General features: G+C 46.8%; 19 protein-coding genes. 16 read left to right on the forward strand and 3 right to left on the reverse strand.

Annotated elements, in window-relative coordinates:
• Window positions 1-154 precede the first annotated feature (154 nt).
• Window positions 155-946: a Spy/CpxP family protein refolding chaperone gene (locus V5298_RS07320; protein WP_332930805.1), complete on the forward strand. Its 792-nt coding sequence runs from the start codon at window positions 155-157 to the stop codon at window positions 944-946.
• 63 nt (window positions 947-1009) lie between these two features.
• On the opposite strand, the gene V5298_RS07325 is transcribed toward V5298_RS07320, so the two are convergent.
• On the reverse strand, window positions 1010-1420 hold the full coding sequence (locus V5298_RS07325) for a methylglyoxal synthase (protein WP_332930806.1): 411 nt from the start codon (window positions 1418-1420) through the stop codon (window positions 1010-1012).
• 530 nt (window positions 1421-1950) lie between these two features.
• Here V5298_RS07325 and argC point away from each other — a divergent pair.
• The 6 genes from argC to argA are packed head-to-tail and all read left to right on the forward strand — an operon-like array spanning window position 1951 to window position 8607.
• Entirely contained in the window at window positions 1951-2970 is a 1020-nt protein-coding gene (gene argC, locus V5298_RS07330; RefSeq protein WP_332930807.1) for an N-acetyl-gamma-glutamyl-phosphate reductase, read from the forward strand.
• A complete protein-coding gene (gene argB / locus V5298_RS07335; RefSeq protein WP_332930808.1) occupies window positions 2967-3761 on the forward strand; it encodes an acetylglutamate kinase in 795 nt (264 codons plus the stop codon). Before argC ends, argB begins: the two co-directional genes overlap by 4 nt.
• Window positions 3758-4669 carry an ornithine carbamoyltransferase gene (locus V5298_RS07340; protein ID WP_332930809.1) on the forward strand — a complete coding sequence of 304 codons (912 nt, stop codon included), beginning with the start codon at window positions 3758-3760 and terminating at the stop codon, window positions 4667-4669. The genes argB and V5298_RS07340 overlap by 4 nt, the downstream gene beginning before the upstream one ends.
• A gap of 14 nt (window positions 4670-4683) precedes the next feature.
• Entirely contained in the window at window positions 4684-5889 is a 1206-nt protein-coding gene (locus V5298_RS07345; RefSeq protein WP_332930810.1) for an argininosuccinate synthase, read from the forward strand.
• 12 nt (window positions 5890-5901) lie between these two features.
• Window positions 5902-7284: an argininosuccinate lyase gene (gene argH, locus V5298_RS07350; RefSeq protein WP_332930811.1), complete on the forward strand. Its 1383-nt coding sequence runs from the start codon at window positions 5902-5904 to the stop codon at window positions 7282-7284.
• Between the two features lie 9 nt (window positions 7285-7293).
• Entirely contained in the window at window positions 7294-8607 is a 1314-nt protein-coding gene (argA, locus tag V5298_RS07355; protein ID WP_332930812.1) for an amino-acid N-acetyltransferase, read from the forward strand.
• 486 nt (window positions 8608-9093) lie between these two features.
• Here the strand turns inward: argA and V5298_RS07360 are convergent, their stop codons facing one another.
• Entirely contained in the window at window positions 9094-10785 is a 1692-nt protein-coding gene (locus V5298_RS07360; protein ID WP_332930813.1) for an NAD-dependent malic enzyme, read from the reverse strand.
• A 64-nt stretch (window positions 10786-10849) separates the two neighbouring features.
• Window positions 10850-13510: a penicillin-binding protein 1A gene (locus tag V5298_RS07365; RefSeq protein ID WP_332930814.1), complete on the reverse strand. Its 2661-nt coding sequence runs from the start codon at window positions 13508-13510 to the stop codon at window positions 10850-10852.
• 141 nt (window positions 13511-13651) lie between these two features.
• Here V5298_RS07365 and pilM point away from each other — a divergent pair, with 141 nt between their 5' ends.
• From pilM to V5298_RS07410, 9 genes are all read left to right on the forward strand, one after another.
• Entirely contained in the window at window positions 13652-14719 is a 1068-nt protein-coding gene (pilM, locus tag V5298_RS07370) for a type IV pilus assembly protein PilM (RefSeq protein WP_332930815.1), read from the forward strand.
• A complete protein-coding gene (locus tag V5298_RS07375) occupies window positions 14707-15291 on the forward strand; it encodes a PilN domain-containing protein (RefSeq protein WP_332930816.1) in 585 nt (194 codons plus the stop codon). The genes pilM and V5298_RS07375 overlap by 13 nt, the downstream gene beginning before the upstream one ends.
• The gene (locus V5298_RS07380; protein ID WP_332930817.1) at window positions 15288-15896 is read left to right on the forward strand and encodes a type 4a pilus biogenesis protein PilO; all 609 of its coding nucleotides are present in this window, start codon (window positions 15288-15290) and stop codon (window positions 15894-15896) included. The genes V5298_RS07375 and V5298_RS07380 overlap by 4 nt, the downstream gene beginning before the upstream one ends.
• Window positions 15893-16444, forward strand: coding sequence for a pilus assembly protein PilP (locus V5298_RS07385; protein WP_332930818.1), 552 nt, complete (start codon window positions 15893-15895; stop codon window positions 16442-16444). The genes V5298_RS07380 and V5298_RS07385 overlap by 4 nt, the downstream gene beginning before the upstream one ends.
• A complete protein-coding gene (locus V5298_RS07390) occupies window positions 16437-18215 on the forward strand; it encodes a type IV pilus secretin PilQ family protein (RefSeq protein WP_332930819.1) in 1779 nt (592 codons plus the stop codon). Before V5298_RS07385 ends, V5298_RS07390 begins: the two co-directional genes overlap by 8 nt.
• 276 nt (window positions 18216-18491) lie before the next feature.
• Complete coding sequence (aroK, locus tag V5298_RS07395; protein WP_332930820.1) at window positions 18492-19007, forward strand: shikimate kinase AroK; 516 nt, start codon at window positions 18492-18494, stop codon at window positions 19005-19007.
• A 24-nt stretch (window positions 19008-19031) separates the two neighbouring features.
• A complete protein-coding gene (gene aroB, locus V5298_RS07400; RefSeq protein ID WP_332930821.1) occupies window positions 19032-20099 on the forward strand; it encodes a 3-dehydroquinate synthase in 1068 nt (355 codons plus the stop codon).
• Window positions 20100-20182: 83 nt separating this feature from the next.
• Complete coding sequence (locus V5298_RS07405; protein WP_332930822.1) at window positions 20183-21871, forward strand: cell division protein DamX; 1689 nt, start codon at window positions 20183-20185, stop codon at window positions 21869-21871.
• The gene (locus V5298_RS07410; protein ID WP_332930823.1) at window positions 21871-22323 is read left to right on the forward strand and encodes a YaiI/YqxD family protein; all 453 of its coding nucleotides are present in this window, start codon (window positions 21871-21873) and stop codon (window positions 22321-22323) included. The genes V5298_RS07405 and V5298_RS07410 overlap by 1 nt, the downstream gene beginning before the upstream one ends.
• Window positions 22324-22357 lie beyond the last annotated feature (34 nt).

Here is a 22357-nt window from a genome sequence, read left to right on the forward strand (position 1 = left end):
AGACCAAACTGCGAAAGCTTTACATAAGCTTTACAGTGAGCTAGCACATCTTTGCAAGTCCTGCTCCTACAATTTGGATCAACTTTATAACCCCGCCCCAAAGCCCAATGTTTGTTTTGACAGACACTTCGGGGCTTTTTACCGGAGAACTGCGATGAAAAAGTGGATCTTTACCACCTTGATCGGCTCGCTATTAATCAGCACCCAGGTAAATGCCAGACCACCCCAGCCTGGCCCGCAGGGAATGGAATTACTGCATTCGTTAAAATCACTTTCACTGTCTCAAAGTCAGCGTCAATCCATTCGCGAATTACTAAAAAGCTTTAGAGAAGAGCACAGCCCCAATTCGGACGAAGATAAAAACGCCCAAAATAGGCCAATGGATCATGAGCCGATGGATTTATCATTAAAACAAATCACCCAGCGGGCGTCTGAACGCTGGCAGATGATGAAAGCCCGGCGCATCGCAATGGCATCGCTAGACCATAACATATGGTCTTTGCTTACCGATGAGCAGAAACAGCAGTATGCGACCCCTACCAACGACAAAAAAAGTGAATTTAAAGATCGTCGCCACGAGCGCAAAGAAAACAAAGATCCCCAGGCCATGATCTTTGATGATCTGGACCTAACCGAAGAGCAACGTACGTCGATAACGGCAATATTACAGGTCCAACAGGTTAATGACGAATCAGCCCGTGAAACCCTAGGCGCCCTGCAAGAAGAAATCGACGAACTGGTATATAGCACAAAATACACTGAATCAGCCCTTTCCGCGCTGATTGACAACTATGAAGATGTGTTTATCACCGATGCAGCTGGTCGCGCACAAACCCATAAAAAAATCATGGCGCTGCTAACGGATGAGCAAAAAGAAGATTTACAGGATATTCTGTTTTTCAAGGGTCCTAAAGGTCAAAGAGCTGGCTTTCCAGGAATGAATTAGCTGTACTGATGGGCTAATATGACAAGATGCTAGGCCGGTTAATCCTTAACCGGCCTTGTTATTTTAATATTCCGGCTTAATACGCACATAATCGGTAGAGAAGAACAACGGCGAGGTGATAATAAGATCCGCCGTTGCCGATGAGCAGGCAACCGGCACGTTCCATACCGAACACAACCGCAACAAGGCTTTCACATCAGGATCGTGGGGCGCTGGGTTTAGCGGATCCCAAAAGAAAATAAGTGCATCTAAGCGCCCTTCGGCGATAAGGGCACCAATTTGCTGATCCCCGCCTAACGGACCACTGTTGTAACGCTGAACCGTGAGTCCCGTATTGTCGGCAATTAACCCTCCGGTGGTTCCCGTGGCACAAAGATCGCATAATTTCATGCTGTCAATGTGTGTTTTAACCCATTCCAACAACTCCGCTTTTTTGTGATCATGGGCCACCAACGCCACTGTTTTTCTATTCATATTCGTCTTTCCTTTTCTTATTCTGCCTCAGGCAATATCAGGCCGTATCCCCAAGTCAGTAAACGATTCTTTGACCTCTTTCTTGTCAACGCTTTGTCACAATACAGCGGTTAACTATATACCGAATACACCAGTTACGACCAGACAGAAATAAATATACATTTTTATTGCATAATTATTCCATTTGAGTATCATAGCTAACGGTTTAATTAATCTCTGCAGTGATCGATAGAAAAAACGGCCAATGCCTATGCTGCTTTTATCGTAAAGACAGAGAATTTGACAGGAAAATCTCATGATTCAAGCAACCAGCAGGTACGACCAGCAGGTTGATAAGGTAAAACAGTTTAGCTCTCCCCTGGCTGGCTACACACTGTATTGCGAGCTCCGACGATTCGGCCTCGCTTTGCTTTTGCGGTAGCGCACTTTTTACCTTTGTACGCATACGAGTGAAAACAGAAAATATTTCGTTCGTGTACAAAGGTAGAAAGTGATTTTTTTTCTCTCTCTCTAATATATGTAATCTCATTATGTTAAACGTATCGATTATTGGAGCCAGTGGTTACACAGGCGCACAACTTGTTGAATTAGTACATCGTCACCCTGCAATGATCTTAAAAGGCACCTATGTTTCTCAAAATAGTGCCGATGCCGGAAAAACAGTGGCGGCACTTCACGGGCAATATGCCCATTTATCCCAATACACCCTAACGCCCCTATCAGATGACACCTTGGCGCAGCTTGCCGCAGAAATGGATCTGGTTTTTCTTGCCACCCCCCATGAAGCCAGTCATAACTGGATGCCCCAGCTGAGCAAAGGAAAAGCGAAGATACTGGATCTTTCCGGTGCATTTCGCATCAAAGATACCCAGGTATTCGAACAGTTTTACGGCTTTGCCCACACGGCGACAGATTGTCTTGATGAGGCCGTATACGGCCTCGCCGAATGGTACGCCGATGATATCGCCGCGGCCCATATTGTCGCCGTACCCGGTTGCTATCCCACGGCCTCGTTGACTGCGTTAAAACCGCTTATGGAAGCCGGTTTACTCGACAACACTGTGCGCCCAGTGATCAATGCGGTTTCTGGCGTCAGCGGTGCAGGACGTAAAGCGGCCTTATCGAACAGCTTTTGTGAAGTTAGCTTGCAAGCCTATGGCGTGCTAGGTCATAGACATACCCCTGAAATCGAAGCCTGGTTAGGGACGGGAGTTATCTTTACCCCTCATCTTGGTAATTTCAAACGGGGTATTTTGGCCACCATTACCGTCAAAGTAAAAGCGGGTACAACCCAACAGCAGCTGGCCGATGCCTACCAGCACGCCTATCAAGATCACCCTATCGTCCGTCTTAGAGACGGCTTCCCCAAACTGGACGATGTGGTCAATTCCCCCTTTGTTGATCTCAACTGGAAACTGGATGAAAGCGCGGGATACGCGGTGATCACCAGTGCCATCGACAACACCATGAAAGGCGCGGCATCGCAGGCGATCCAGTGTGCCAATCTGGTCAGTGGTTTACCGGTTACTGAAGGGTTGGGTGTGATATGACATTATCGCCTATCGTTATTAAAGTCGGCGGCGCACTGCTAGAAGATGAAACCGCTGCAAGCCATCTTTTGCGTTCGGTTAGCGAGGTTATTAAACAACGACCTGTGGTCATCGTCCATGGCGGGGGTCCGTTGGTGGAATCCCTTATGCAAGCGTTGAACTTACCCAGCAAAAAAATCGATGGTTTACGGGTGACCCCCGATGAACACATGCCATACATTTGTGGCACCCTAGCTGGCAGTGCCAATAAATCTCTGTGTGGTCTGGCAATAAAAAATGGGCTAATCCCTGTGGGATTATCCTTGCTGGACGGCAATATGGTAACCTGCGAACCCTTAGCAGAAAAATATGGTGCGGTGGGTGTCCCCACAGCAAATGATGCCACCTTGCTAAAGGTTCTCGTCGCCCAATCCATGTTGCCAGTGGTAAGTTCCATTGGCGCAGGAACCACAGGCAGATTATTGAACATAAATGCTGATCAGGCAGCCACAGTCGTGGCACAATTACTGGATGCCGATCTGTTATTATTATCAAACGTGCCGGGCGTGTTAGATAAAAACAAACAATTGCTCAGCGCACTGGATGAAAACGCCATTTCATCACTGGTGCAAGAGGGCGTGATCACAGACGGTATGCAAGTAAAAACCGATGCTGCCTTGTTGGCAGCCAAAACCCTGGGGCGGGCAGTCACAATTGCCAGCTGGGAAGCAAACATTGCCGATATATTAAATCAGCAAACAGGCACGCGTATAGAAGCGCCGACAAGCCGTATTGCAGGAGAATTTGAATGAAACAGGATTTACTGACCTTTGCAAACTGGACGCCAGAGGGCACAAAGGCACTTTTGGATTTAGCGGTAAATATCAAGCAAAATCCATCAAAATATAGTCAGGTATTGGCAGGTAAGTCGGTGGCCGCGTTTTTTGAAAAACCGTCACTGCGTACCCGTGTAAGTTTTGATATCGGTATCAACAAACTGGGTGGACACATGGTCTATCTTGACAGCCAAGGGGGTAACCTCACTGGACGTGAAGACGCTGTCGATATGGCCGCCAACCTTGCTTGTTGGGCCGATGCAATTGTTGCCAGAGTATTTTCCCACACCACGCTGGAGCAATTCTCTCAAGCAGCGAAGGTACCGGTGATTAACGCGCTATGTGACAAATATCACCCCTGCCAGGGACTTGCCGATTATTTAACAATGTTCGAAGCATTCGGCAAGACAGAAGGCCTTACCATGGCCTATATTGGCGACGGCAATAACGTGACCCATTCTTTGCTTATTGTGGGTGCATTACTAGGCTGTAATCAGGTTGTTGTCACACCCGCCGGTCATGAAGCCGATCCAACTATTGTTGCCCAAGCCCAAGAAATCGCCGTCAAAACCGGCGTTAAAATCGTGCAAAGCAATGATGTGGATGCTGCGATTGGTGCTGATATTTTGTATGCCGATACCTGGTTATCCATGGGCGACGATACGCCTCTTGATGCCATTAAAGACAAATTTATGCCCTATCAGGTCAACGAAGAACTGATGGAGAAAACCGGTGCAAAATATGTGATGCATTGTCAACCTGCTCATAGGGACCTGGAGATCACCGGCTCATTAATCGACAGTAATATGTCGTTGCTAATGCAGGAAGCAGAAAATAGAATGCACGCGCAAAATGCCATCTTAACCAAATTACTCGGTTCCTAAGAGGACAAATTTACATGAAAAAAGTGAATAAAGTCGTGCTCGCCTATTCAGGTGGGCTGGATACATCAGCCATCATTCCATGGCTAAAAGAAAATTATGATTGCGAAGTAGTCGCCTTTGCAGCCGATGTGGGTCAAGGTGATGAGGAGCTGGAAGGTTTACACGAAAAAGCCATCGCTTCTGGTGCCAGTGAGTGCCATATCGTCGATCTGAAAGAAGAGTTCGTCAAAGACTACATTTATCCTACTATTACCACCGGTGCTGTATACGAAGGTGAATACCTGCTTGGTACTTCCATGGCACGTCCGGTTATCGCCAAAGCCCAGGTTGAAATTGCTCGCAAAGTCGGCGCAGATGCCCTGTGCCACGGTTGTACGGGTAAAGGGAATGATCAGGTGCGTTTTGAAAGCACCTTCGCCGCTTTAGCACCGGATCTTCATGTGGTTGCTCCTTGGCGTGAGTGGGACATGGTATCTCGTGAAGACCTATTAGCTTATTTGGCTGAGCGTAATATTCCTACCACAGCGTCTGCCACTAAGATATACAGCCGTGATGCCAATGCATGGCATATCTCCCATGAAGGCGGTGAACTCGAAGATCCATGGCAAGAGCCCACCAAGCAAATTTGGACCATGACAGTGGATCCAGAAGACGCGCCGGATCAACCAGAACGTGTGACCTTGTCATTTAAAGAAGGCGCACTGACCCATGTAAACGATGAGGCCTTATCACCTTATCAAGCATTGGTAAAACTAAACAATATTGCAGCGGCACACGGCGTGGGTCGTATCGACATTGTTGAAAACCGTTTGGTAGGCATGAAATCCCGTGGTTGTTATGAAACTCCCGGTGGCACAGTCATGTTAAAAGCCTACAAAGCGTTGGAAACCATGGTGTTAGATAAAGCGTCCTTTAAACACCGTGAACAGCTGGCATTGGAATTTTCCCATGTGATGTATGACGGTCGTTGGTTCACGCCGCTAAGCGATGCCTTACTGGCTGGTGCCGCATCTTTTGCTAAACGTGTTACCGGTGACATTGTGGTAAAACTGTATAAGGGTCAAGCAACGGTGACACAGCGTCGTTCGCCCAACAGCCTGTATTCAGAAGACTTCGCCACCTTTGGTGCAGATGATGTATACGACCAAAAACATGCTGAAGGCTTTATCCGTCTGTTTAGCTTGTCTAGTCGTATCGAAGCACTTAAAAAGCAGCAGTAACAGGAGAATATCATGGCATTGTGGGGTGGCCGCTTTGCGGCTGACAGCAGCAGTATGTTTCGGCAGGTGAATGATTCCCTGCCCTTTGATCGTGTAATGGCGTCTCAGGATATCCAAGGCTCAATCATCTGGTCTCGTGGTTTGAAAAAAGCCGGTGTGCTCACCGACGATGAACAAGCCCAACTTGAAGCCGCATTAACGGAGTTAAAAGCCCAAGCTGATGCTGGCACGCTGGATTTTGATGCCAGTCCTGAAGAGGATATCCACAGTTTCGTGGAAGCGGCGTTAATTGAAAAGCTCGGCGATATTGGCCGTAAACTTCATACCGGACGCAGCAGAAATGATCAGGTTGCTACCGATTTTCGGTTATGGGTACGTGAACACGTCGACTCCCTTAAAGGCGACCTTGTGGCACTTATTCGATCTTTACTCAACACTGCAAGCCGTCACCAGGAAGCCATTATTCCTGGTTACACCCACTTGCAACGGGCTCAGCCTATTCATTTTGCCCATTGGTGCTTGGCCTACGTAGAAATGTTTAAACGTGACTTAAGTCGCCTTAGTGACATGCAGTCACGTTTAAATCAATGCCCGTTAGGCTCAGGTGCACTGGCTGGCACAACCTATCCGGTAGATCGTGAAACCATTGCCCAAGAGCTGGGTTTCGCCTCGCCTTGCTTAAATAGCTTAGATGCAGTATCGGATCGGGATTTTGTGCTTGAGCTACTGTTTTGTGCCTCCACCAGCATGATGCATATGTCACGTTTGGCAGAAGACTTAATTTTTTACAACTCTGGTGAAGCGGGCTTCCTACAACTGGGTGATTCTGTGACTTCCGGTTCATCCTTGATGCCGCAGAAGAAAAACCCTGATGCACTGGAACTTATGCGTGGGAAATGTGGCCGCGTTTTTGGTCACTTACAAGCGTTGTTAGTTACCATGAAAGGCTTACCGCTGGCCTACAATAAAGATATGCAAGAAGACAAAGAAGGGGCTATCGACGCGGTCAATCAATGGCATTGCTGTTTATGTATTGCCGGCGAAGTGTTGGACTCATTGAGTCTTAACGAAGATCGTTGTCGAGAAGCGGCCACCCAAGGCTATGCCAATGCCACAGAATTGGCTGACTATCTAGTGGGTAAAGGTATTCCGTTTAGAACGGGCCATGATATCGCCGGTCAGGTGGTACTCAAAGCCATTGAGGCTGGCTGTGCCATTGAAGCCTTGCCGTTGTCAGATCTGCAACAGGTATGCGACAAAATTGATGAGGATGTGTACCCGGTATTACAACTGGAATTTGGTGTAAACCAACGTAATATTTTGGGTGGCACCAGCAAAGAAACCGTGACCAAAGCACTTTACCAAGAACTGGAAAGTCTGGACAAATTGGGGTAGTAAATAGCAATGGTGTTAGCTCATCATGAGGGCATTAAGCTGTTCCGCAGCTCTTTGCCCTACATTAATGCACATCGAGGAAAAACCTTCGTTCTCATGTTTGGTGGCGAAGCCATCGAACATGAAAATTTCGCCCATATCATTCATGACATTGCCCTGTTAGCAAGCTTGGGCGTACGTTTAGTCCTCGTCCACGGTGCGCGTCCGCAAATTGACGAACGGGTTAAACTACGGGGTATTGAGGGGCGGTTCAAAGGCGGTATTCGCATTACCGACAAGCAAACCTTAGAATGCGTCAAGGATGCGGCGGGCTCGGTACGTAGCCATGTGGAAGCGTTACTTACCATGGGATTACCTAACTCACCCATGCATGGCGCGCAAATTCGTGTCTGTACAGGTAACCTTGTGGTAGCCAAGCCCATGGGCGTGCGTGGCGGCATCGATTTCGAACACACCGGCTTAGTACGTCGTATCGATACCACAGGCATCAATGATCACCTAAGTGACGGCTCCATCGTGTTACTTTCTCCTATGGGCTATTCCACCACGGGTGAAGTATTCAACCTGTCCCACGAAGACGTGGCTACCCAAGCGGCCATCGCTTTGAAAGCCGATAAACTTATCGTATTTTCAAAAGATGATGGTATTCATCATAACGATGGTAAATTATTGCGCACTATAGAACGTCCGCAACTTGAACAGCTCATCTTCGAAGAAAAAATTCAAACAGAACCCACCGTATTAAGTGCGCTGACCACCAGTGTTGCTGCGGGGATTCCCAGAGCACACTGCATCAGTTATGAAACCGATGGTGCGTTACTCCAGGAATTGTTTACCCGTGATGGCGCAGGTTCGCTTGTGCTGGAACATCACTACGAGCAATTGCGGGGCGCAACCATTGAAGACGTGGGCGGGATCATCAATCTCATTAAGCCCTTGGAAGAAAGCGGAGCCTTGGTGAAACGTTCCAGAGAGCGTCTGGAAAACGAAATTAATCAATTCATCATCATTGTTCGTGACGGTATGATCATCGCCTGTGCAGCCGTTTATTTTTACCCTGAGGAAAGAAAAGCGGAGTTAGCCTGCGTGGCAACCCATCCTGACTATCGTGGTAAAAATCGGGCTGAACGGATCTTAGAAGAAGTTAAGCGTCGGGCACTGGATTCAGGCATTGACACCTTGTTTGTGTTAACGACCCTCACTGCCCACTGGTTTTTAGAGCATGGCTTTATGCCAGCGAGTTTAAGTGCGCTACCAGAAGCGAAAAAAGAACTGTATAACTTTCAGCGCAATTCCAAAGTTTTTACCCTTGCACTAAAGTAAAAGCAGCCTCGCTGCTTTTACTTTTTTCTCGTTATCTCCCTGTGCCTTATTTGCGCTTTAACACATCAGCAAGGCACCCACTAAAGAAAAGAGCGGCCAATCCATTGCCCGCAAACTGGTTCTAAATCATCATTTAGGTAGCCTGAATTAACAAGCTCTATGCCAACTTGAACAAATCCTTTATCATCAATGATTTAAAGTTAAAAAACAAAAAGCGCCACATCAATACATAGGGATTTTGTAGCAAACTAACGACACCTCTTCAGCCAATGCATACGGCTCGCCCTAGGGGATCAGTAAATGGTTAATTTTTATACTCTCGTGCCATCCATTGAATGAAATACATACAGCTGTTGTATTTCGCTCTTTGCCATCGCTGTAACAAATTCGCGACGCGCTGTGCTAGGTGGTTGTTTTAAGGATAAAAAAAGCCGTGAAAGGATCACGGCTCGATGGGTATCATGGAGGCAGGTTTTTGTTAACCGTTTAAATACTCACCCGCTTATAAGGGCGGTATTCCGCTTTCCAGAAGTTGTTCTCAATACTGTCTTTTAATGCTTCATCAGACATTTCCAAGGCCAGTTGTTGCTCCATTGCCACTTTTGCCACAGCAAATGCAATATCTTTGCTCAGGCTGCTGATTTCAGTAAGAGGAGGAAGCAAACTCCCTTCACCGCTATTGGCCATGGGAGACGCTAAGGCTAACGCATTACTGGCGGCCATCAGCATTTCATCACTGATCCGCTTAGCTTTACTAGCAATCACCCCTAAACCGATACCAGGGAAGATATAACTGTTATTACACTGGGCCACAGGATAGGTTTGTCCATTGTATTCCACGGGCTTAAACGGGCTTCCTGTGGCAATAACAACCTCGCCTTCGGTCCACGCTATCACCTGCTCCGGTCTCGCCTCTACCTGACGGGAAGGATTACTTAATGGGAAAATAATGGGGAGATCGCTATAGCTTTTCATCGCCCGTATCACTTGTTCGGTGAACAAACCCGGCTGTCCGGATACACCAATTAATACATCGGGCTTGGCGCAGTGCACCACATCTAGCAACGAAGGATATTCACCGGAGAACGTCCATTGGGATACCGTATCTTTGGATTGTTGAAGTTTCGCCTGAAAATCACGCAACCCTTCCATCCCTTCCGTTAACAGGCCAAATCGGTCCACCATAAAGACCTGTTGACGGGCCTGCGCATCGCTCAAACCTTCAAAGATCATTTGTGAGATAAGCATTTCGGCAATACCACAGCCCGCTGAGCCCGCGCCCACAAAGACCACGTTCATCTCGGATAACTTACGTTGGGTGGTTCGACAAGCCGCTAGGATGGTACCCAGCGTCACCGCCGCTGTGCCTTGTATATCGTCATTAAAACAACAAATTTCGTTGCGGTAGCGCTGCAGTAACGGCATGGCATTGGGCTGAGCGAAGTCTTCAAACTGGATCAACACTTCCGGCCAACGACGTTTAACGGCATGAATAAACATGTCAACAAACTCGTCATACTCGTCCTGGCTAATACGTGGGTGACGAGCCCCCATATACATAGGATCATTTAACAGTTTTTCGTTATTGGTTCCCACATCTAACATAACAGGCAAGGTGTAAGCGGGACTAATGCCGCCACAGGCGGTATACAAAGATAATTTACCGATGGGGATCCCCATGCCACCAATGCCCTGATCGCCGAGACCTAAAATACGTTCGCCGTCGGTCACCACAATCACTTTGACTTTACGCTTGGTGGCATTGCGCACAATGTCATCGAGCAGATGTCGCTCTTCGTAAGATACAAACAATCCCCGGGAACTACGATAGATATCAGAAAACTGTTCACATGCATCGCCCACCGTTGGGGTATAAATGATGGGCATCATTTCTTCAATGTGTGACTGGACTAAACGATAAAACAGGGTTTCGTTATTGTCTTGAATAGCACGAAGATAAATATGCTTGTTTAACGCTTCATCAAAAGATTTGTATTGTAAATAAGCACGCTCTACCTGCTCTTCGATAGATTCATACCGGGGCGGCAATAACCCGGTAAGATTAAACGACGCTCTTTCTCGCGCCGTAAAAGCACTGCCTTTGTTCAGTAAAGGCGTTTCCAGCAATGAGGGTCCTGCATGGGGAATGTATAAATATCGGTTTGACTCTTCTGACATTTTAAATCCGATGGTTTGTAGATGATATTATTAAAAAATCGCCCGATCATGACGGCATGAATACTTAAAATATTTCTTCTGTTTCGGGCGTCGCGTTTTCTTCACTCTGGGCAGGGTCGACCACATCATCATCCAGCACAAACACTTTTGGCTGTGTCCCCTGCTTAAAATATTCGAAGAGTGTCGTATGGTCTGTTCGTCGAGTCAACCTACCAGTGGTACGATCAATGCGCACCCGCACAATGCCATCAGGGATAGGCATGGGTTGTTCCGGTACTCCATCGAGAACCTTTTGCATAAAACGGATCCATGCAGGTTCCGCCGCTTTGGCACCATCTTCGCCACCAATCATGGCATTTCCGAACCAGTTAAACTTCTCGGGATTGCGATTTATGAGGTTTTGATTGCGCGTAGCCCGGCCTAAATTTCTGTTCATATCGTCGAAGCCCACCCAAGCAGTGGCGACAATATTACGATGAAAACCACTAAACCAGGTATCTCGTGCGTCATTGGTCGTTCCGGTTTTACCCGCTAAATCATCCCGTTGCAAAATATTACGTGCCCGCCAGCCGGTTCCCATCCAGTAAGTCTTTTTGCTCCAACTCCCATTGGCTCTAACCCCAGTTCTCATCATATCAGCAACCAAAAAGGCGTTTTGCGAACTGATCACCTGGGGAGCAGAACGTTTCGCTGAAACTTTATCGCCATTATCAGGGATCTTATTAGCCAATCCGCCGGCGGCATTCAATTGGGCTTCCATCAAATCTTCCACATTGTCTTGTTGTTCTATGACATTACCATCGTCATCAGAACATGGATTACAGGCCCAGGTAGGATTACTTTTCCACAGGGTCTCACCGTGCTCGTTTAACACCCGATCGACAAAATAAGGCGTAATAAGATAGCCACCGTTGGCAATGACTGACATGGCCCGTGCCACTTCCAAAGGAGTGTGCGCGCCAGAACCGAGGGCCACCGTTTCATCATTGGGGATCTCGTTGAGGTCAAAACCAAATTTCGCTAAGTGTTCTCTGGCTTTCTGTAAACCCACGCCCCGCAGTAATCGTACCGACACCACGTTCTTGGATTTACCAAGGGCAACTCGCATACGAATTGGACCGTCATATTCAGGCGGCGAATTTTGTGGCCGCCACGCGACGCCGGTAGCCGCATTCCACTGATTAATAGGGGCGTCATTTATGATGGAGGCCAAGGTATAACCGTTTTCCAGTGCCGCAGAATAAATAAAGGGTTTAATATTAGAGCCCACTTGGCGTTTTGCCTGGGTCGCCCGATTAAACTGACTCTGATAGAAACTGTAACCTCCCACCACGGCCTCAACCGCTCCATTTTTAGGATTTAACGCAATGAGGGCACCACTAACGGAAGGAATTTGGGACAAACGCCACTGTTCATCTTTTTTACGGATGTAAATCACCGCCCCCTCAGCAAGGATATCCGCAGCAACTTTCGGCTCATCACCTTGTCTGGAGTCGGTAATATAGGGACGAGCCCAATCCAGCCCTTCCCACAACAGGGTGTGTTCTACCCCGTTGAGATCCAGTACTTGCACTGACTGTTCGTCTACTTGCGTCACCACCGCCGGCACCAATGGATGAAAATGAGGCACCTCGTCCAGCGCCGCCTTAATGTCATCCAACGTCCATTCCGACTTTTTCTTATCCACAACCGGCACTTTGGCTTCGTTACGCGCCAGTGGATCGGCATCATCCTCCGGTAAAGGGGCGTTCCACAACCAGGTTACCGGGCCTCGATAACCGTGCCTCTCATCATAATCATGAAGGTTTTGTATCACCGCATTCTGGGCTGCCTGCTGTATCTGTGAAGTGGCCGTTGCATACACCTGATAACCACCGGTTTCAGCTTCTTCCTTACCATAAAGATCCACCATCTCATGGTAAATATAATCGGCCAGATAAGGCGCATCGAAAGCAATCTCGGCTCCGTGTTTTACCGCCGTCACCGGTGCGTGGCTCGCTGTTTCAAATTCCGCTTTGGTGATAAAACCTTCATCAAGCATACGTAACAATACAATGCGGCGCCTTTCAACGGCGCGTTCGGGACGACTAATGGGGTTTAGCACCGAAGGGGCTTGAGGCAAGCCGGCAATGGTAGCAATTTGTGCCAGCGTTAATTCTTTTAAACTTTTTCCGTAATACACTTGGGCCGCTGCGCCAAAACCAAACGCTCGATGCCCAAGCTCAATTTTGTTTAGGTACAACTCTAAGATTTCATTTTTACTCAGTACCTGCTCCATGTGTATGGCAATAAATATTTCTTTTATTTTGCGCATAAAGGTTTTATCCCGAGATAAGAAAAAACCTCGAGCAAGCTGCATGGTGAGCGTACTGGCCCCCTGCTGCTTCTCCCCGGTTAACACCAGATTCAGGGCTGCACGTGCCACGCCGATAGGATCAATACCGTAGTGTTCATAAAAACGACTATCTTCCGTTGCCAGCACGGCATCAATTAATTTTTGTGGAACATCCTCAAGTTTTACCGGGATCCGCCGTTTAACTCCATATTGGGAGATCAATTTTCCATCGTTTGTGTAAATACGCATAGGGGTCTGAAGACGCACGTCCTTCAGAACAGTAACACTGGGCAAGTCAGGTTTGATATAAAAATACAGACCAAATAATGCTCCCAGCCCAAGGATGCCGCTAATAATGAAAAATAAAAAGAGGGATTTGATGTACTTCACGAAGTTTACGCTACCAAGAATGTTGAGTCGTTCGGACTTAAAAAATTATACCTATGTACCTTATATTGAACCATACAGTTTAAAAAATTTAAGATACATTCTACTTTAGAGCATAAATTTCAAAATTTCGGACGCCAGCAAATGAAATCGCCGTTTAAGAAAAAGCTGCCACCTATTGTGGGCCTTGATATAGGGACTCGTCAAATAAAAGCCGTATTAATTGAACGATCGGCCAAAGGTTTTGTGTTGCAGGGATATGCCTGTGAAGCCATTACAAAAAATGCCTTTTCCGAACGTGAAATTAAAGATTTTGATGCGGTAAGTCTTGCCCTGAAAAAAATAAAACTCGCCTTAAAGATAAAGAACAAGCCGGCAGCGATAGCTGTGGCCGGTTCTTCGGTACTCGCTAAGGTGGTGACCATGGAAAAAGGTCTTACCGATTATGAGCTTGAAGGCCAAATTGAAATCGAAGCAGACAGTCTCATCCCCTACCCCCTTGAAGAAGTGTATCTGGATTTTGAAGAGCTCACCGAAAATAAGGCTCAACCGGGTAAAACCAATGTGCTGCTAACCGCCGCCCACCGCGATCTGGTGGATAGCCGAATTACACTGGTGCGCGAGGTTCCCTTTGAACCCAAGATTGTAGATGTTGAAGGGTATGCCCTTGGTAATGCATTATACTATTTTTATCCCATTGAAAATGAAGAAGAAAAAGTATGTTGCATTCATCTTGGCGCCTCGTTGTTACAACTTTGTGTATGGCAGGCAGGCGAGGTAATATACACCAAAGAACATGCATTCGGCCTGAATACGTTAATGCAGGATCTTGCCGCCATAAACATGTTGGAAGTGGCTGAAGCCGAAAAACAGGCCATTGCCGGTACATTACCTGGCAACTGGCAGGAAGATACCTTGCCAATTTTTGTTGCGAATTTGCAGCAGCAAATAAACCGTGCCATACAAATGTATGTTTCTGCCACTCATGGTGAACGACCCGAGCGCATCATATTTTGTGGCGGCGGTGCCACAGTGCCGGCACTAACAGAAATATTAAAACAAGATTTGGACATGGAAGTGGAAGTTTTCAATCCTTTCGATGGTATGACCATCAACCCTAAACTGGACGCTGACCGTTTGGCAAAAATTGCGCCCCAATTGGTCTTAGCGGCCGGGCTTGCGAGCAGGAGTTTTAGTGAATGGCACATGTAAACCTGCTTCCATGGCGCGAAAAACAGCGCCAATTACAAAAACAAAACTATTTTGCCCTACTCGGCGCCGTGGCCCTAGTGACCGGAGCGATTTTCTGGGGGATAGGCAAAGGTATCGACAACCAAATCAGTAATCAAAATGCGCGCAACGCATTTTTACAAACACAAATTGATGTACTTAATACGCAGATTGCTGAAATTCAGAAAATAAAAGACAGTAAAAAAGCCATCGAACAACGTATGGCACTTATTGAGCAACTGCAAATTAGCCGCAATGTTGCCCCATCGGTGTTTGACGAGCTCGCTCGTATCGTCCCTCCTGGGGTGACGTTTCAAACCATGAAACGGATGGGCAACCAAATAGAAATTACCGGCTTGAGTGATTCAAACAACCGCTTGTCCGATTTCATGCGACGGCTTGAAAATTCAAAAGTTTTCATTGGCGGCGAACTCTCCTCCATCAAAGCAGACACTTCCGCTAGCGATGCCGTAAGCGACTTCACGCTGAAATTTAGAATCAGCCCTACCGTCTCACCTCCTCTTGATCAGGCAGAGAAAGGAGAAAAGAAATGAGTTTCGATTTTAATAAATTAAAGGAACTCAACGAACTGGACTTTGAACAGGTTGCCATTTGGTCCAAAGAGGTCAAAATTGTCATGGCGCTGTTTGTCATGATCGTCGTCGGCGCGTTGGGTTATTGGTTTGTGGTTAAACCTAAACTACCTGTACTGGATAAAGCTGAAGTACAAGAACAAGAACTCAAACTGCAATTTCAAGCAAAATACCGAATTGCAGTTAATTTAGAAAGCTACAAGGCCCAGTTAGATCGGATAGAAAAAGACTTCTCTTCCATGCTACGTTCATTACCTACGAACAACGAAACGCCTGGGCTTCTCGATGATATTACCTACGTGGGTACAACATCTGGCCTCACTTTTAAATTGCTTAACTGGCAACAAGAAATCCCCAAGGAATTTTATACCGAGCTCCCCATTCAAATTGAAGTGTCTGGGGGATACCACAATTTTGGCGCCTTCGTTTCTGAAATTGCCGATCTGCCCCGTATTGTCACCTTGCATGATTTTGAAATTAACCATCAGGGCAATCGCTTAAATCTGCAAATGCAGGCAAAAACCTATCGCACATCGTTGTCTGGACCGGAAGGAGAGCAGCAGTGAGGAATCCGATTCACGTCATAGTAATGGGTATTGCTGCGATGTTACTGGTCAGCGCATGTTCGCCCAAAATCGATGACTTGCAAGCCTACACCCAAGAAATCAGAGCCACCACCAAAGCCCAGGTCGATCCTTACCCAGAATTTACTTCGCAACCCGCGTTTAAATACACGGCGTCGAATCTTCGCAGTCCCTTTGCCCCTCCAGTTGATAGAACCACCCCCTTTGTTGTGGCGAGTAAAAATAATTGTATTCAGCCTGATTTTAATCGAAAAAAAGAAAAATTAGAGCAGTATGGTCTTGATTCCCTGACGTTATCTGGCACATTTACTACTCAGGGTGTACGCTGGGTATTGTTTAAAACAAACGAAGGTACTCTGCTGAAAGCCCGAAAAGGGAACCATGTTGGATTATTCTATGGCGAAATCATTGCCATAAACGATGAATCTATCGTTATTGAACAATTGCTACCCGATGGAGCGGGATGCTGGCAACGGGAAAAAACCACGCTGATGATGCATACATCAGCAGGAGATAATAAGAATGTATAAGCGCTATCTTTTCAATAGAGTTTTTAAGATTAAATCAGCCTCATGGCCGTTGGCGGGAAGCCAGTTTATTGCCTTTGCTTTTACAGCACTTTTCTGTGGGCCGGTGCTGAGTCAGGAACCAGATACCGTTCTTCTCGATCCTTACGCCGATGAAGATAAAGTATTTACCTCCACCTTAACGGATATCGACTTTTCCAGAGAAGCCAATAATCTGGCTGTTACCACCCTCACCTTCGATAACGATAAAGTAGAACCCCAACTTGTTGAAGCCCAAGGCCAACTCACCATTTTCTTGCCTGCCACTGAGTTAGCTGAAGACCAACTGGTTGAACTTACCGTTATCCAATTTGGCACCAGTGTGGAAACCCTCGAGACCTTTCAGGATAGTGATGGCTCAAGACTGGTTATCCGCTATGACGGCGCTGTCGTCGCCCGTCACCATAAAAAGGACAATACCCTGCGGGTAGAAATACAACCCATGACCAAAGAGGAATTGGCCAAAACCAAGGAGGCCCCTGAATACTCAGGCACCCCTATTTCACTCGATTTCCAAGACGTTCCGGTTAGACAAGTATTACAGATTATTGCCCAAACTAACGGCTTTAATCTGGTCACCAGCGATACCGTATCGGGTAATATTACCATTCGTTTAGAAGGTGTACCTTGGGATCAGGCGCTGGCAATGATCTTAAAAATTAAAGGTCTGGACAAGCGCATGGAAGGAAACATTTTATTGGTCGCCCCAGCAGAAGAACTGGCCGCCCGAGAAACCGCTGAGTTGCAAAACAGCAAACAAAAATATGATTTAGCGCCATTACACACCGCAAACATCACCATTAATTACGCCAAAGCCCTCACTCTGGCTAGCATTTTAAAGTCCAAGGACGGCGGCATTTTATCTGAACGGGGTTCAGTGGCGGTGGATGAGCGGACCAATACCTTGTTGTTAAAAGACAGCCTGGCGTCCATCGACGAAGCCCGAACGGTGGTTAAGGCGCTGGATATTCCTGTTAAACAAGTATTGATAGAATCACGCATGGTCACCGTACGTGACAGCGCTGACGAACAACTGGGCGTGCGCTGGGGATATACTGATACCACAAGCAACGGCTCTATTTCCGGATCGCTGGAAGGAACGGAATCGGCTTCTGCTGGCGTCGTGCCTGATCTTTCTGATCGGCTGAACGTTAATTTACCAGTGAGCAGTGATTCTGCAGCCTCAATTGGGTTTCAAATTGCCGAGTTAGTGGATGGCACCATCTTAGATTTAGAATTATCGGCCTTAGAAGCAGAAAGTAAGGGGGAAGTTATTGCCAGCCCCCGTATCACGGTTGCCAATCAGCACGAAGCCTATATTGAACAAGGTACCGAAATCCCCTATGTGGAATCAACCTCAAGTGGTGCTACTTCGGTGGAATTTAAAAAAGCCGTATTAAGTTTAAAAGTCACGCCCCATATTACCCCTGACAACCGTATCATTCTTGATCTTGTCGTCACCCAAGATTCACAGGGTGAAACCGTTAGTACCTCCACTGGAGATGCGGTTGCCATTGATACTCAGGAAATCCAAACCCAGGTATTGGTGGATAATGGCGAAACTGTGGTATTAGGGGGAATATTCCAGCAAACCGACACTGAGGATGTTTCTAAAGTCCCGCTTTTGGGTGATCTTCCTGTGGTTGGCCGGCTATTTAAAAGCCAGTCCACGGTGTACGAAAAACGTGAATTATTGATTTTTGTCACCCCCAAAATTGTCGCAGAATCACTGTAGCGGCTATTTTTGTGCATATTCCTCGCTAAAAATTAATCTTTGACCGACGAATATGCACTTTTCATGCCCCTAACCTACTGATTTATAGATATATAGATTAAAACAACAACAAAACTTGCATCGCTACCTGTGAAACTGAGATAATCGCGCTCTCGAAATTAAAGCGAGGTTTAAAGCGTGGTATCCGTTGAAAATAGAAATGGGTACGAGTGAACGGGTAGTAAAGAAAGCAAGACCGCTGCCCTTAACAGTATAAAAGTTGTGATATAAGCAAATATGGCTGAAAAACGTAATATCTTTCTAATTGGCCCCATGGGTGCAGGTAAAAGCACAATTGGCAGGCACCTTGCAGACGAACTTCACCTTGACTTTTTTGATTCTGACCAAGAAATAGAGCGCCGTACCGGTGCAGACATTACTTGGATATTTGACCTCGAAGGTGAAGATGGATTCCGCAAGCGTGAAGAGGGCGTTATTAACGATCTCACAGACCGGCAAGGAATTGTGCTGGCAACCGGTGGTGGCTCAGTAACAAATAAAGCTGTTCGCAACCGGCTTTCTGCTCGTGGCATTGTCGTCTATCTGCAAACAACCATCGATAAGCAGGTAGCTCGCACTCAGCGCGACAAACGTCGTCCGCTGCTACAAAAAGGCGAGCCAGAACAAGTTTTGCGAGAATTGGCAGAACAACGTAATCCTTTGTACGAAGAAGTGGCTGATTACATTGTTGATACGGATGATCAATCAGCGCGTGCTGTGGCCAATCAAATAATCAGTAAAATCGGATTATAGTGAATTAACTCAGGGAGCTGCGTGATGTCGATGTTAACGGTAAAACTCGGAGATCGTAGCTACCCGATTCATATCGAAGCGGGTCTGCTATCTCAACCCAATTTACTTTCCCCTTATATAAAAGGCCCTTTGGCTGTCATCATAACCAATGACATTGTTGCTCCTTTGTATCTTGAAAAAGCAAAAGCAGCATGTGGTGATGTAAAAATTGAAAGCATCATTATTCCCGATGGCGAGCAACACAAATCCTTAGCACAGTTTGAATTCATCATGACCCGTCTGCTTGAGATGAATGCAGCCAGAGATACCACACTGATTGCTCTTGGTGGTGGCGTGATTGGCGATTTGTGCGGGTTTGTTGCTGCCTCCTATCAACGCGGTGTCCCTTTTATTCAAGTACCTACCACGCTATTGTCGCAAGTGGACTCCTCTGTAGGGGGTAAAACCGCAGTCAATCATCCGTTGGGAAAAAACATGATTGGCGCTTTTTATCAGCCGGTATTTGTTGCCATCGACACCGATTCCTTGTCCACTCTTCCAGAGCGTGAATTTGCTGCGGGCATGGCCGAGGTGATCAAATACGGCATTATTTACGATGAAGTTTTCTTTAAATGGCTAGAACGCCACGCCGAAGAACTAAAATCCCTCGACACTAAAACACTCTCCGAAGCCATATTCCGTTGCTGCGAAATTAAGGCCGACGTGGTCGCTAAGGATGAGCGTGAAGGTGGATTACGTGCCATACTGAATTTAGGTCACACTTTCGGTCATGCCATTGAAGCCGAGATGGGCTATGGCAACTGGCTTCACGGCGAGGCCGTAGCCGCTGGTATGGTGCTTGCTTGTAATACTGCCGTAGCACTTGACTGGATGAATGCGTCAGAAAGCCGACGGATAGTTACGCTTCTGTCTTCCTTTAATCTGCCTGTAACCGGGCCAGATGAAATGAAAAAAACGGCATATATGACACATATGCGTCGTGACAAAAAGGTGGAAGCCGGTAATATACGATTTGTTATTCCACAAGGAATAGGGCATGCAGTTGTGACTAAAGACGTCAGTGACGATATTTTAAGCCAAATTCTAAACTGACATTTCATCAGCCTGAGATTATTGCTGACGAGTTTTCTGGTCTATGTGTAATACCTACCAGTAATTAGCAGAGGGTATTTGAAGTGCAATCTGAGTTGCATGACCGGCTAGAATATCTGGTCAATTATTCATCACAACTGATTTTTGTCAGCGGCGACACCGTCGCACAACAGAAAAAAACACTGGAGTCATTCGTATTCCAGCAGCAAGACGAAACTGAAATTGCGTATTTAACGGCTGATTCGTCTATGGATCTGTCTGACTATCGCAGACAGTTGTGTAGACAATTACTCGGTACTCTAGTGGGCAGTTTTGTGCGTCCGCTCAATGAATTACTGGCCGGCCTGAATGAACATGTTGGCCCCATTCTCATTACCATTACTCAAGCTGAACATATACCTGATGTCTTGTTGCAGGAATTGTGGGATCTTGTTCTACAAAGTCGTTTTGCCGGTAACAAACAGCACTTAAATGTCTTGTTATTCGGTGAAACCGCGTGGGCGGAAAATGCTAAACAGTGGCTCCCGGCGAAAAATACCGATACGCCCCTGCTAATCAGTAGTAAGTCAGTGGCGGCTCAACAACCTGGCTCAGAGTTAGATACTATGATTGAGAACCGACGTAAGGCATTTCACGAGCACTTGGCAAAGCGTAATGGCTACGATGAACAAATTGAGACTAAACAACGGATGTCATTGGGTTCTCCATTGTTTTTGTCACTTATTGCTATCTTATTTTTAGCGGTTTTTAGCGCGTTAATTTACTGGCAATACAGTGACGACATTAACGCGCTGTTCAATCCTATTGAAAATTCGCCCCCACAAGAGCTCGGGGTAAAACCTGGTTCTGCGTTTAATCAACTGGATGATGAGAAAGCGAACAACACGGACATGCCCGCGGCCTCCTGGGACGACGCCACCGTCGCCATTGATGACGAACACCATTCTAACCATGCCAATCATGAAACCGATGAAGACTTACGTAGCTTTATCGAAAACATCAGCAGTGACAATACCCCATCCGGCAATGTGGCTGAAACGACAACCACAGATAAGGCCGCTGAAGAATCCGTATCGCCCCAGAGCAATGAAGCACAGCCCTCTGCTGAGCCAGTCAAAACCATCGCAGACAGTGCTGTAGATGCCATTGCTTCTCTGCCGAGTAGCTCACAGGTATCCCAATCCCCATTGTCCGTCTCCGGTGCCGATTTTATTGCTCCCCAAACGCCGCAAAATAATGGGGATAAATCACAAACCACAACAGACACCTTAGTTCAGGAAGCCACGCCTTCGTCTGTAACTAAAGAAACATCCACTACACCATCAGAAGACGTTATTGACAGTACGGAACAAGCTATTGCGGTAACACTCCCTGCGCGACCGACCTTCAGCGAACCCACGCCTGATGCCGCTGAATCCGTTGAGCCTGTGGCCGAAACACCTAGCCAAACCTTTGATTCTCACGATTATGACAGCAAAAAGCTACTGGAACAGATCATTGTGAGCGATTATGTTATTCAGCTTGCAGGCTTAAAGCATGAAACATTGATGAATGAATTTGTTGAAGACAACAAGCTTGCCGACCATGTATGGATCTACCGCACCCAGCGTTATGGTGGCGATTGGTTTGTGCTTATATACAATCAACGTTTTGATTCCTTTGCCAAAGCCAATGCTGCCAGAGCTGAACTGCCTCCCTTTCATGGTCGGGATGATGCGTTTATTAAACGCGGGCGCGATGTTATTGAAGAAATAAATAAGGTAGCAAGGTAATGGCAGTCTCTATTTGGGTGGATGCCGACGCCTGTCCGGTGGCCATTAAAGAAATTTTATTTAAAGCAGGACCAAGGGCAAAAGTGCGTATTACCTTCGTGGCGAATCACGCCATACGGGTGCCACCTTCTCCCTGGCTTTCACGCGTCCAAGTGGAACAGGGTTTTGATATTGCCGATAACGAAATTGTGCAGCGGGTGAGTAATGGCGATCTGGTAATAACCTCTGACATCCCTTTGGCTGATGAAGTGATCACAAAAGGGGCAACCGTGGTAACCCCCAGAGGTGAGCCTCTCACCAAAGAAAATATTCGTTCCCGACTCAATATTCGTGATTTTATGGACACCATGCGCTCCAGTGGCATACAAACTTCGGGTCCCCCACCTTTGTCCCAACGAGAACGCCAAGCCTTTGCCAATACCCTTGATCGCTATCTGGCTCATGCTGGATAAAACATCACCAATTAGGGAGTTATTGCTGTAAGTA

The organism is Alteromonas sp. 14N.309.X.WAT.G.H12 (assembly GCF_036697315.1).
Taxonomy (GTDB): Bacteria; Pseudomonadota; Gammaproteobacteria; order Enterobacterales; family Alteromonadaceae; genus Alteromonas.